General features: G+C 70.1%; 11 protein-coding genes, 1 pseudogene and 1 other annotated feature. Of the genes and pseudogenes, 10 read left to right on the plus strand and 2 right to left on the minus strand.

All coding sequences use genetic code 11. From position 1 onward, the window contains the following. The first annotated feature begins 5 nt into the window (after nucleotides 1-5). Genes O9K63_RS02475 through O9K63_RS02485 form a run of 3 tightly spaced genes read left to right on the plus strand, consistent with a single transcriptional unit; the run spans nucleotide 6 to nucleotide 2,648 of the window. Entirely contained in the window at nucleotides 6-434 is a 429-nt protein-coding gene (locus O9K63_RS02475; RefSeq protein WP_277240235.1) for a hypothetical protein, read from the plus strand. Between the two features lie 31 nt (nucleotides 435-465). Continuing rightward, nucleotides 466-1,341 carry an MOSC domain-containing protein gene (locus O9K63_RS02480; RefSeq protein ID WP_277240237.1) on the plus strand — a complete coding sequence of 292 codons (876 nt, stop codon included), beginning with the start codon at nucleotides 466-468 and terminating at the stop codon, nucleotides 1,339-1,341. Continuing rightward, on the plus strand, nucleotides 1,338-2,648 hold the full coding sequence (locus O9K63_RS02485; protein WP_277240239.1) for an MFS transporter: 1,311 nt from the start codon (nucleotides 1,338-1,340) through the stop codon (nucleotides 2,646-2,648). Before O9K63_RS02480 ends, O9K63_RS02485 begins: the two co-directional genes overlap by 4 nt. 9 nt (nucleotides 2,649-2,657) lie before the next feature. Here the strand turns inward: O9K63_RS02485 and O9K63_RS02490 are convergent, their stop codons facing one another. Both O9K63_RS02490 and O9K63_RS02495 read right to left on the minus strand, forming a co-directional pair. Next, nucleotides 2,658-3,089: an excalibur calcium-binding domain-containing protein gene (locus tag O9K63_RS02490; RefSeq protein WP_277240243.1), complete on the minus strand. Its 432-nt coding sequence runs from the start codon at nucleotides 3,087-3,089 to the stop codon at nucleotides 2,658-2,660. Continuing rightward, entirely contained in the window at nucleotides 3,086-3,583 is a 498-nt protein-coding gene (locus O9K63_RS02495) for an HNH endonuclease family protein (protein ID WP_346771035.1), read from the minus strand. The genes O9K63_RS02490 and O9K63_RS02495 overlap by 4 nt, the downstream gene beginning before the upstream one ends. A 146-nt stretch (nucleotides 3,584-3,729) precedes the next feature. Between O9K63_RS02495 and O9K63_RS02500 the strand changes: the two genes are divergently transcribed. The 7 genes and pseudogenes from O9K63_RS02500 (at nucleotide 3,730) to lnt (ending at nucleotide 12,245) form a co-directional block, all read left to right on the plus strand. Further along, nucleotides 3,730-4,797, plus strand: a complete 1,068-nt coding sequence (locus tag O9K63_RS02500) for a tyrosine-type recombinase/integrase (RefSeq protein WP_277240245.1) — start codon at nucleotides 3,730-3,732, stop codon at nucleotides 4,795-4,797. Continuing rightward, nucleotides 4,794-6,938, plus strand: a complete 2,145-nt coding sequence (locus O9K63_RS02505) for a tyrosine-type recombinase/integrase (RefSeq protein WP_277240247.1) — start codon at nucleotides 4,794-4,796, stop codon at nucleotides 6,936-6,938. The genes O9K63_RS02500 and O9K63_RS02505 overlap by 4 nt, the downstream gene beginning before the upstream one ends. Nucleotides 6,939-7,013: 75 nt before the next feature. Beyond that, nucleotides 7,014-8,284 (plus strand): IS3 family transposase gene (locus O9K63_RS02510; protein ID WP_431190346.1). Its coding sequence is split into 2 segments (ribosomal slippage): nucleotides 7,014-7,308 and nucleotides 7,308-8,284, totalling 1,272 coding nucleotides; the frame shifts between segments, so codons are not numbered across the junction. Further along, nucleotides 7,298-7,429: a sequence feature (AL1L pseudoknot), on the plus strand. (Overlaps the previous gene by 132 nt.) Nucleotides 8,285-8,299: 15 nt before the next feature. After that, a pseudogene (locus tag O9K63_RS02515) lies at nucleotides 8,300-9,292 on the plus strand (heavy metal translocating P-type ATPase); the annotation flags it as partial. A 26-nt stretch (nucleotides 9,293-9,318) separates the two neighbouring features. Further along, on the plus strand, nucleotides 9,319-9,933 hold the full coding sequence (locus O9K63_RS02520; RefSeq protein ID WP_277242240.1) for a DsbA family protein: 615 nt from the start codon (nucleotides 9,319-9,321) through the stop codon (nucleotides 9,931-9,933). Continuing rightward, on the plus strand, nucleotides 9,914-10,552 hold the full coding sequence (locus tag O9K63_RS02525; protein ID WP_277240250.1) for a vitamin K epoxide reductase family protein: 639 nt from the start codon (nucleotides 9,914-9,916) through the stop codon (nucleotides 10,550-10,552). Before O9K63_RS02520 ends, O9K63_RS02525 begins: the two co-directional genes overlap by 20 nt. A 232-nt stretch (nucleotides 10,553-10,784) precedes the next feature. Further along, on the plus strand, nucleotides 10,785-12,245 hold the full coding sequence (gene lnt, locus O9K63_RS02530) for an apolipoprotein N-acyltransferase (RefSeq protein WP_128277488.1): 1,461 nt from the start codon (nucleotides 10,785-10,787) through the stop codon (nucleotides 12,243-12,245). Nucleotides 12,246-12,312 lie beyond the last annotated feature (67 nt).

Below are 12,312 nucleotides of genomic sequence, written 5' to 3' on the forward strand. Positions count from 1 at the left end.
CCGTCATGATGGAGACAGGACGGGCCCGGGTGTGCGACGGCCGGGCCGACATGACGATGGAGGTCGAGATGGGCGCAGCAGTCGAGATCAGCACCGGGACGATCGACCCGGTCCACCTCAAGGGCAAGCACGTCATGCTCGGCGCCGAGTCCCTCGGGGTGCTCGACGGGACCCGGTCGGTGGTGCGGTACGACATCCCCGCCGGCAAGCACATCGTCTACCTCAAGGACGGGCTGACCACCTCCGGTGCGGTCGCCTTCCGGGTCAGCTCGGGTCACTGTGCCCAGCTGACGATCAGGGACGCGGAGGCAGGGATGTTCGCGGCGATCTTCGGCGGCTGGGTCGCGCTGAAGCGCTCCGGTGACGAGCACCTCGACGACCAGGCGCCCGGGGCCGAGGAGATCTCGGTCGACGAGGTGCCGGTCGACGCCTGAGGCGTCGGGCCCGCGTGGCACCATCTGAGCCATGCAGGTCACCCAGGTACGCATCTATCCGGTGAAGTCCCTCGGCGGCACCGCCGTCGAGTCCGCCCGCGTCGAGCCGTGGGGCCTTGCGGGCGACCGGCGCTGGGCGCTCGTCGACGAGATGGGGGAGCGGGTCACCGCCCGCGAGGCCGGCGCCCTGCTCGGGCTGCGTGCCCAGGTGGTCGACGAGGAGACGATCCGCATCCACGCCGGCGAGGAGAGCATCCTCGTCGACACGCCGCTGGGTCTGCCACCGGTGCCGGTGGGCATCTCGCGGCAGGACTTCGCCCCGCCCGCGGACCAGGACGTCAGCGAGTGGATCAGCGAGCGCGTGGGCCGCCCGATGCGGCTGGTGTGGCAGGAGGACCCGCAGGTGCGGCGGATGTCCGGCGCCCACGGCGGGCAGGAGGGGGACACGCTCTCCCTCGCCGACGCCGGTCCGCTGCTGCTCACCTCGCAGACCTCGCTCGCCCGGCTGGAGGAGTGGATGGCCGCCGAGGCCGGCGAGCCGGACCCGGAGGACCTCGACCCCGACGACATCAGCGGCACCGGGGCCGGGTCGGTCATGACGGGCGACGGGGGACCGCGCCTGAGCATGCTCCGCTTCCGCCCGAACGTCGTCATCGACGGCGAGGAGCCCTTCGCCGAGGACGTCTGGCCGACCGTGCGGATCGGGGACGTGGAGTACCGCACCGCCGAGACCTGCGACCGGTGCGTCGTGACCACGATCGACCCGGAGACCCTCGAGCGCGGCAAGGAGCCGATGCGCACCCTCGCGCGGCACCGCCGCTGGGACGGCAGGACGTGGTTCGGGACCCGGCTCGTCCCCCTCGGGGACGGCGAGCTGCGCGTCGGCGACGACGTCGTCCCGGGATGAGCGGCGAGCCGGGCGGGAGCCCACCCGTGGACCCGCCGGTGGTGACCGGGACGCACGCGCAGCTGCCGAGCGAGGCGGAGCAGGCGCAGGTCCACCGGCGCACACTGACCGTCGTCGTCATCAGCCAGATCCTCGGTGGCGCCGGTCTGGCCGCGGGCATCTCCGTCGGGGCGCTGCTGGCCGAGGACATGCTGGGCTCGCAGGGCCTGTCCGGGCTGCCGACCGGGCTCTTCACCCTCGGGTCCGCCCTGGCGGCCTACCTGGTGGGTCGCTCCACCCACCGCCTGGGACGGCGACTGGGGCTGGCCCACGGCTTCCTCGCCGGTGGTCTGGGGGCCTTCGGCGTGGTCCTGGCGGCGGTGGCCGACTCCGTGCCCCTGCTCTTCGTCTCCCTCTTCGTCTACGGCTCCGGGACGGCCACCAACCTGCAGGCCCGGTACGCCGGCAGCGACCTGGCGCCGGAGCACCGTCGCGGATTCGGCACGAGCATCGCCATGGTCGCCACCACGGTGGGGGCCGTCGCCGGCCCCAACCTCATCGAGCCCATGGGCGTGGTGGCCGGCGCCGTGGGCGTGCCCGCCCTCGCCGGTCCCTTCATCCTCTCCGGTGCGGCCTACGGCGCGGCCGGCGTGGTGCTCTTCATCTTCCTGCGGCCCGATCCGTACCTGCTGGCCACGCGGATCGCCGCCGGCAGGCTCGCCGCGTCGGCCGTGCCCGGCTCGACGCCCGGCCCGGTGCCCACGGTCGGCGCCGGTGCCTGGGTCGGCGCGACGGTGATGGTCCTGACCCAGCTGGTCATGGTCGCCGTCATGACGATGACGCCGGTGCACATGCGCGCCCACGGGCACGACCTGGGCGCGGTCGGGGTGGTCATCGGTGCGCACATCGCTGCGATGTGGCTGCCCTCACCGATCACCGGTGTCCTCGTCGACAGGCTCGGGCGCACCCCGATGGTGGTGGCCGCCGGCGTGACGCTGCTGGGCGCCGGGGTGGTCGCGGCGCTCGCCCCGGGTGACTCCCTGGGCCTGCTCATCCTGGCCCTCGTCCTGCTCGGTCTCGGTTGGAACGTCGGCCTGCTCACCGGCACCACGCTCGTCGTCGACGCCACCGACCCGCGGAACCGGGCCCGCACCCAGGGCACCATCGACGTCCTCGTCGCGCTCGCCGGTGCGGGGGGCGGGGTCTCCTCCGGCCTGGTCCTGGCGGCGAGCAGCTACCAGGCACTCGCCCTCGGTGGCGGGCTGCTCTCCCTCACGCTCGTCCCGGTCCTGCTCTGGGCGCGGGCGCGGCACGCCGTCCCCGCCTGAGCGAGCGGCTCACTCGCAGCCGACGCCGTCACCGTCGCGGTCGAGGTGCGGGCCGTAGCCCGGGTCGCCCACGCGCACGGGTGCTCCGCCGGCGGCACGGGCCGCGGTGCAGTTGTCGAAGGGGGTCTGCCCGCCTCCCGAGGGGGGCGCCGGTGGGGCCGTGGTCGCCGGTTCCGGCTCGGGCTCGGGCTCGGGCTCGGGGACGGGTTCCGGCTCCGGCGGTGGAGGCGGGGGTGGTGGTGATGGTGGCGGTGGCGTGGTCGTCGTCGTGACCGTCGGGACGTCGGCGGTCACCGTCGGGGTCGTGGTCACCGTGGCCGTGGTGGTGACGGTCGCGGTGGAGGTGTCCGCGGCGACGGGCTCCCCGACACCCCCGCACCCGCCCAGGGCGAGCGTGAGCCCGAGGAGCAGGGCCGGCGCGGCCCCCTTTGCCCGGCTCATGCTCCACCCCGCGGCGGCACGCCGGTGCCCGCCGAGGTCGGCAGCGGCTGCCCGGGGCACGCGCCGAGGATCCGGGTCAGGGCGTCGCGCTCGTGCGGGGTCACCCACAGGTCGTAGCGCTGCTTGACCGCGATCTGGCCGGCGGCGTACTCGCAGCGGTAGGCCGCGCGGGGCAGCCAGGTGGCGGCATCGCCGTCACCCTTCTGCGCGTTGGCGCTGCCCTGGACGGCGAGCAGGTTGAGCGGGTCGTTGGCGAGGTCCTCGCGCCGCTGCTCGCCCAGCTGCTGGGCGCCGGTCTGCCACGCGTTGGACAGCGCCACGAGGTGGTCGACCTGGACCTCCCGCGAGGTCTCCTGGCCGCGGACGAAGGAGATCGTCGTCCCCGTGAAGGGGTCCTGCAGCGTCCCGGTGAGCACGACGCACCCGCCGGTGCCCGGGTCGAGCGTGGTGCCGGTGAGGTCGCGGCGCAGCACGTCGTTGCGGGTTATCTGCACTGCCTCCTCCCCTGAAGGCACGAATGGCGGAGAGCGACACAATATTGTCCCTCGCGAATATCCCACACTGGTGATGGACGGGGCTCTACGTTCGGCTCATGCCATATCGGGCGGAGCGAGCTGACTCTGCGGCTGGTCACTCGTGGTTGGTCATCGACACCGAGACATTCGAGGTGCATGCGGGCGTTCGCGAGTATGTGCTCTTCCTGCGTGGCGGTTCCCGCTCACCGAACACCATCCGTGCCTATGCCCGCGCGATCGCTGTTTTCTTGACCTGGTGCGAGCGGACCCGAACGGACTGGCGCACGGTCCGGCTCGGTGACCTCGCCAGGTTCAAGACCTCGGTCGAGTCGAGCCCGACACCGCAGGGGCGGCCGCAGTCGGGACGGTCGGTGGATCTGACGCTGACGGCGGTGTGTGAGTTCCTGCGCTTCGCAGCCGCCAGCGGCCTGGCGGATGGGGATGTGGCGGCGATGCTCAGTGAGCGTCGCCACCTGACATTTGTGCCCTCGGCCTTCGATGTCGGCGAACAGGGCCAGTTCAGATCGGTGCGCTCTCGCGCCCTGCGCACCCGGGCTGCGCCGTTGCCGCCGGCGACGTTCACCACCGAGCAGGTCGAAGCACTGCACGAGGCGGCGACGACCGCCCGGGACCATTTCATCGTCCGGGTGCTCAGCCGCAGTGGCGTGCGGGTGGGCGAGCTGCTGGGCATGCGCCTGGAGCATCTGCACTTCCTGCCCGACTCGATGCCGCTGGGATGCCGCGTACCCGGCGCCCATCTGCACGTACCCGCAAACGGCGACGGGACGACGGCCGCGCGGAGCAAGTCCGGCGCCCGCACGGTCCCGGTCACCGCGGATGTGGTCATGGACTACCGCGAGTACCGCACCGAACGCTTCGACCTGTTCGGCGAGCGCGACCAGAGCGGCCACGTGCTGATCAACCTGAGCGGACCGCGTGCCGGGGCACCGATGAGCTATTCCAACCTCCGCCAGATCCTCGCGCGGCTGGGCACCGGGCTGGGGTTTCGGGCGACACCGCACATGTTCCGTCACACCGCAGCCACCGAATGGCTCGAGGCGCACATCGCTCCGGATGTCGTGCAACAGCTCCTGGGGCATGCCAGCCAGTCCACCCTGGCGGTTTACACACATCCGAGCGATGCCGCCGCTCGCGCGGCAGTGGACCGTGTCCACGAGGGAAGGTCACGATGAGCGTTGCGCTGCATGCCCTGCCCGAACTGCCGGCGCCCGCGCCGGGGACGACTTGGCAGGACTGGGTCACCTCCCACCTCGAGCAGGGGTGGCGCCCCGTGGAGTGGAATACGCAGACGCATGAGTTCGCCGGTGACGTGGACAACCCGATGACGGGTGCCTATACCTGCACCACGCCGGGGTGCCCTGGCGTGACGAGCGTGCAGCATGGCGGCTGCTCGGGATGTCGCAAACCGCGGCGGACGGGTCGACGGATGCGCTCGGACGCCAACGCCTTCATCGTCCACCGGTTCAGCCTCGCCGCGGTGAACCCCACCGTGCGCTCGGAACTGCTGTACGGGCTGCAGTGCCGCGACCGCGACCAGATCGCGCTGGTGCCGTGGACGATGCGGTCCGTGCTCAAGAGGCTACCCGCGGATCTTGACTCCCTGATGCAGCTGGACCGAACGGCGGCACTGCCCGGGATGACCGCGGATGGCGCCGGTCTGCTGCGGGGGATCCTGGCACCGGTCGACCGGCTCCACCTGGCGTTCACCGGGACCGACCCGACCGCGACGGATATCTGGGACTGCACACTGGTCGGACTACGGTCGGCCCCGGACCGTCGCTACGTGGCCGTGACCGGGACACTGGACTTCACCCCGATCCGCCTGGACTGGCTGCGAGAACTCGTCAAGGCGTGGGCCCGGGACCTGCGCCCACCCGTCTCCATCGTCCGGTACACGCTCTACGCCGCCACCGTCGCCGACCGCGTCCTGCGTACCGCCGCTCATCGCGGCGATCCGGGCCAGCTGGGCTTGGCCGACATGGCCAGGGTTATCGAAGCCCTGATGGCGACAACCGCTGCGGACGGGACGCCGCACTCACACAGCCACCGCCGCGCACATGTCGGGTACCTGCGACGACTGCTCGACTACGCCCGGGCGGCCGGGCTGATGGAGGTCATCCCGGGCGGCTTCACCATGGCCGGCCACTTCCGGACCCTGCCTACCGAGCTCGCCGAGGACACAGAGGCCGGGCAGGCCATTCCAGAGCACGTCCTCGCCCAGCTCGACGAACACCTGTCGTTGCTGGGGACCCAGTCGAACTACGCTCGCGGCGGTTGGCAGCCGGCCGACTACGCGCTGATGTACCAGACCATCTACCAGATCCAACGCGACACCGGCCGCCGCAACAACGAGGTCGTCAGCCTGGGCCCCCACTGCCTGACTTGGGACGGGGACCGACCTGTCCTGGTCTATGACAACCACAAGGCTCGCCGACTCGGGAGACGCCTACCGATCCACCGCGACACCGCAGCCCTGATCCAGAACTGGCAGCGTCACCTCGGGCGGCTGCCGGTGCCGCAGGAAAGCAGTGCCTACCTCTTCCCGAGCCCCGGGCAACGGGGCCGTGCCCGACGTGGCCACGTCAATAAGCTCACCTACGGGCGCATCTTCCGCGTCTGGGTCGAGGCACTCCCCACGCTGAGCGGGGTCGGCTTTGACGACGATGGGGCCCCGAACTTCTTCCCGAAGGAACGGATCACCCCCTACGGGCTACGACATGCTTACGCCCAGCGGCACGCCGACGCCGGCACCCACGTCGACGTGCTCCGGGAACTGATGGACCACCGCAGTGTGGAAACGACGATGGGCTACTACCAGGTGAGCCTGAAACGCAAACAGGAAGCCGTGCGGATGCTCGCGCCGACCGCGATCGACCGCAACGGACGGTCGGCCGCCTTCGCCGATGACACGGACTACGAGTTGGCCTCGGTGGCCGTGCCCTTCGGCAACTGCACCGAGCCGACCAACGTCAAGGCCGGCGGGAAGCAGTGCCCCATCCGGTTCCAGTGCGCTGGGTGCAACTACTACCGACCCGACATCTCCTTCGTGCCGGCGATCGCCGAGCACCTGATCGAATTGCGGGCCGACCGCGAGCTGGCCACCAGCACGGACGCCGCCGATTGGGTGGTCGCCAACATGGACGATCAGATCACCGCGTTCGATGAGATCCACGCCCGGCTGCACGACCAGCTGACCAGCATGTCCACCTTCGACCGCGAAGCCATCGAGTCCGCCAGCCGGGAGCTGCGCAAAGCCAGGGCCGTGGCCTTCATCCCCACCGAAGACCTTCGGATCAGGCCTCATGACTCGTGAGGAGCGGACCACGCGACTGGTGCTGGATCGCCCCGGGAGTGGTGGAGGGTGTGATCTCCCCAGGAGGATGGAGTCATGCCTGCACCGAGGAAGTATCCCGATGAGCTGCGCCAGCGAGCTGTGAGGCTGGTGCGTGACCGTGTTGCTGATGAGCCCGCGCTACCGGTCTCTCGTGCCTGCCGGCTCGTGGGTGAACAGCTAGGGATCAACGGCGACACGCTGCGTAACTGGGTCCGCTCCGAGCGCGTCGATGCCGGCGAGCTGCCGGGCACCACCAGCGCCGACGCGATGCGGATTGCCGAGTTGGAAAAGGAGGTTCGTGAGCTGCGCCGTGCGAACACGATCCTTCGCCAGGCGAGTGCCTATTTTGCGCAGGCGGAGCTCGACCGCCGCTGAAGGACGTTGATGCGTTCATCGACGATCACCGCGATGAGCATGGGGTCGAGCCGATCTGCACCACCTTGGCCGAGGCCGGGGTCCAGATCGCCCCGAGTTCGTACTACGCCCGCAAGGCCCGGCCGCCCTCGGCGCGGGCTCGTCGCGACGCGGTGCTGGACGAGCGGCTGGCGATGGTGCACGAGGACAACATGGGCGTGTACGGAGTGCGCAAGATGTGGAAGACGATCAACCGGCTCTACCCGGGCGAGCAGGTGGCCCGGTGCACCGTGGAGCGCCGGATGCGCGCGCTGGGATTGGCGGGGGTCACCAACGCCAGGTCGACCCGCACGACCCGCCCAGCTCCGGCGGCGGACGCGCGCCCGCAGGACAGGGTCAACCGCGACTTCACCGCCGCGGCGCCCGACCAACGATGGGTCGCAGACATCACCTACGTCCCGACGTGGGCAGGGTTCGTCTACGTCGCGTTCGTCATGGACCTCTTCTCCCGGCGGATCGTGGGCTGGCGGGTGTCGACGTCGCTGCGCACCGACCTCGCGCTGGACGCCCTCGAGCACGCCATCTGGACCCGGCAACGTGACCAGCGTGACCTGTCTGCGCTGATCCACCACAGCGATCACGGCTGTCAATACCTGTCGATTCGCTACACCGAGCGCCTCGCCGAGGCCGGCATCGAGGCCTCCGTGGGATCCGTGGGCGATTCCTACGACAACGCCGCTGCCGAGGCATTGAACAAGCTCTACAAGAAGGAACTCATCTGGCGCCGGGGACCCTGGAGCGGCCTCGACGCCGTCGAGATCGCCACCCTCGAATGGGTCGACTGGTACAACAATTCACGACTTCACGGCCACTGCGGAGACATCCCGCCCGCCGAGCTCGAAGCCACCTACTACGCTGACACGACCACCGACCCGGCAACCGCCGAGACGGCACAACCCGCCCTCCACTAAACCCGGGGCGATCCACAGCTGGGAACGATCCGTGCGGTCGCCTTCGACAAGACCGGCACGCTGACCCGCAACGAACCCCAAGTGGTGGCCACTGCCGCTGCGGATGGCCACACCGACGCCGAGGTCCTGGCCATGGCGGCGGCCCTGGAGGCCACCAGCCGGCATCCGCTGGCCACCGCCGTGGTCGCCTCCTCACCGGGCCACCCCGAGGCCAGCGACGTGCACGAGCACGCCGGGCACGGGGTGACCGGCCTGGTGCAGGGCCGCCGAGTGCGTGTGGGCAGCCCCCGCTGGGTCGCGCCGCAGGAGCTGGCTGATCGTGCCGACGCGATGGCCGACGAGGGCATGAGCCTCATCGTGGTCGAGGCCGACGGCCGGGTGTCCGGGCTGATCGGCATCCGCGACGAGCTGCGCGCCGAGGCGGCAGAGGCGATCAACGCGTTGCACCAGCAGGGCGTGTCCACTCTCATGCTGACCGGCGACAACTCTCGCACCGCGCACGCCATCGCCCACGAGGCCGGCATCCGCGACGTCCACGCCGAGACGTTGCCTCAGGACAAGGCCGATCACATCCGCCGTTCCATGGCCCGCACCCCCACGGCGATGATCGGTGACGGCATCAACGACGCTCCCGCCCTGGCGTCGGCCACCGTGGGTATCGCGATGGGCGCCAGCGGTTCGGCCGCCGCGGTCGAGTCCGCCGATGTCGCCTTCACCGGCCATGATCTTCGTCTGCTGCCGCAAGCCCTGGCGCACGCGCGTCGGGGACGGGCCATCATGACCCAGAACGTGGTGCTGTCCGTGGCGCTGATCGTGGTCCTCTTCCCGATGGCCCTGTTCGGCGTGCTGGGCCTGGCGGCTGTTGTACTGGTGCACGAGGTTGCCGAGGTCATCGTCATCGCCAACGGCCTGCGGGCCACCCGGACACAACGTCTCGAGACATCCCGCAGCTCGGGCACCCCCGCCAGTACCAGCAGCCCCCGTGCTTCGAAGGTAGGAAACCGTTGAGCAAGAGCGTGAAGTTGTCCGTGGCCATGGTGGTGGCCGTCATCGTGGCCCTGACCGCCGCGGTGGTACTCAGCCGCCCCGGCGATTCCGCCAGCCCGACCAGCTCCGGTGATGGCGCGCCCGCGCCGTTGGTGCGCCAGGACAGTCCTCGGCTGACCTCCGGCAAGGACGCGGTCTTCGTGGAGTTCCTCGATTTCGAGTGCGAGGCCTGCGGCGCGGCGCATCCGGTGCTCGAGGACCTGCGCGAGCAGTACGGGGACCGGGTCTCCTTCGTGGTGCGCCACATGCCTCTGCACAACAACTCGATGAACGCGGCCCTGGCCGCAGAGGCCGCCGCCGAACAAGGCGAGTTCGAGGCCATGCACGACAAGCTCTTTCAGACCCAGGCCGAATGGAGCCACCAAGAGGCCTCGCAGATGGAGACCTTCGTCGGGTACGCCAAGGAACTGGGCTTGGACATGAGGCAGTTCCGTGCGGATCTGGAAGACCCGGCCCTCACGGAGCGCATCGAGCAGAGCAAGCAGGACGCGCTGGACCTGGGCGTCACCGGGACGCCCACCTTCTTCCTCGACGGCGAGAAGCTCGAGCTGACCACCGTCGCCGACCTCGAAGCCGCGCTCGATGCCGCTGTCGACGACTGATCGGAACGCACTGGCCACACCCAGTTCTGGGTCTGCTGAACGCGGGCTGGGGCTGCTGTACCTCATCGCAGGTTTGCTCGGTCTGCTCGCCGCCGTGGTGCTGCTCGTGGAGAGCATCGCGCTGCTGAAGAAACCCGACTACGTCCCCACCTGCAGCATCAACCCCGTCCTTTCCTGCGGGTCGGTGATGAACACCCCCCAAGCAGCAGCGTTCGGGATCCCCAACCCGATCATCGGCGTCGCCGGCTTCGCGGCCCTGTCGATGCTCGCCGTGGTGGTCCTCACCGGCGCCACCATCCGCCCGTGGCTGTGGACGGCCACCCAGGCCAGCGTCACCTTCGCCGTGCTCTTCCTCCACTGGCTGATCTACCAGAGCCTCTACGTCATCGGCGCATTGTGCCCCTACTGCATGCTCGTGTGGGTCGTGACCATCGCCGTCTTCTGGTACACCACCATCCACACCCTGCAACGCCGCCGCCACGGTCCAGCCGACTCACGTCCACGAGGGATCGTGGCCGCGCTCAGCGACTACCGCGCAGCAGTCCTAACTGGCTGGTACCTGGTGATCATCGTGCTCATTGCGCACCGGTTCTGGGACTACTGGATCACCCTCGTCTGACGCCGGGCACCACGGTGAATCGCCCCGGGTTTCGGCCCTCAGTCGTCAACGTCGTTGTCTATGTCCGGTCGTTGCGGCTAGCGTCGCAACGGTGACCATCCTGTCCGGCCTGGCCGACCACGCGCCTCTCGTGGAGCTCTCCTGATCGATGAGCATTGGCTTCCGCCTCCCCGACACCGTGCGGCGAACGAGGAGCGCGACTTCGCGTGGGTCGGTGCTGGATGCCGCCCTGATGGTGACGGCTGCGACCCTCTGGTGGTTGGCGTTGCCACCACGCGGGTGGTGGGAGCTTTTCCCGCTGGGGGTTACTGCATTCATGCTGGCCCTGGCTGGTCGTCCGCTGCGTGAACGTCTGTGGCTCGGCGCGCTGGCTGGAGTCGTCCATTACGGCATCGCCCTGCGCTGGCTCACCGACTTCACCGGCGGCGGGTACCTGGCCGTCGTCGTTCTTGAGACAGCACTGCTGGTGCTCGTCGCAGCGGTGTCGTTCGGGGGCCCGACACGGGCGGGCGCAGTCACCCGGCGTCCCGGGAGGCGGGGCTGGTGGCTGACCACCCCCGCCGCGCTCGTGCTGCTGGAGGCGGTGCAGAACCGCTTCCCCTTCGGCGGGTTCCCGCTCCCGTCTCTGGGCTTCAGCCAGGTCGACGGGCCGTTCCTGGGCGCGGCCCCTGTCGGTGGTTCCCTGTTGGTGACCGGACTCGCGGCGTTGACCGGAGCCGCGGTGGCTGCTCTCGTCCTCGAGTCGAAACGGACCCGCGCTGTCGCTGCGATCAGTGCCTTGGTGGCGCTCGTCGTGCCACCGGCGCTGCCGGACACCCCAGGGACCGCGGCAGCGGGCACGCTCGACGCGGTGCTCGTCCAAGGAGGCGGTGCACGGGGGGTGCACGTGATCCAGTCGGTGGATGCCACGGCCGAGCACCTGCGAGCCGCCCGAGGCATCACCGGATCACCGGACCTGGTGCTCATGCCGGAGAGTATCGCCCACGTCGACGGTCCGATAGGCCAGACATCCGTGGGTGCACGCTTCGCCGACCTGGCCCGACGGCTCGAGACCAACCTCGTCGTCGGGACCACCGAAGCCGAAGGGCGGGACCGCTTCCGCAACGCGTCCGTCCTGTGGGGCCCGGAGGGGAACCTGCTGGGTCGCTACGAGAAGCACCACCGCGTCCCCTTCGGCGAGTACCTGCCGATGCGGGATCTGGTCGAGCCACTCAGCGACCTGACCCGACTGGTGCCGCGCGATGCCATCGCCGGCCAGGGCCCCGCAGTGCTCCAACCGCGTGGGACACCACCGTTGGGCATCGTCATCTCCTACGAGACGTTCTTCCCCGACCGGGTCGCCGCGGCGGTGCATGCCGGCGGACAGCTGGTCCTCGCTCCCACGAGCGCCTCGTCCTTTACCGGCCGGACCGTCCCCGCCATCGAAGTCGCCGCGTCCCGCCTGCGCGCCCGGGAGTTCGGTCGCGCTGTCTTGCAGGCCGCACCCACGGGGTACTCGGCCATCATCCGACCCGACGGTGCGCTGACCGATCTCAGTGGTCTGGGGACGCGAGAGCTGATGAGGGCCAGCGTCCCGTTGCGGACCGGGTTGACTCCCTATGCGCGCATGGGCGACACCCCGATGCTCGTGCTCGCACTACTCGTTCTCATCGCACCGGTGGGCGTCCACGCCACCCGTCGGCGCTCCGTCTGACCGGCGGTCCATCCTCAACCTGCATGGGTGGCTGCGGCGGTCCGGCAATCGTCGAACCTCCGTCAGT

The sequence above is a fragment of the Janibacter cremeus genome, from assembly GCF_029395675.1.
Classification (GTDB): domain Bacteria; phylum Actinomycetota; class Actinomycetes; order Actinomycetales; family Dermatophilaceae; genus Janibacter; species Janibacter cremeus_A.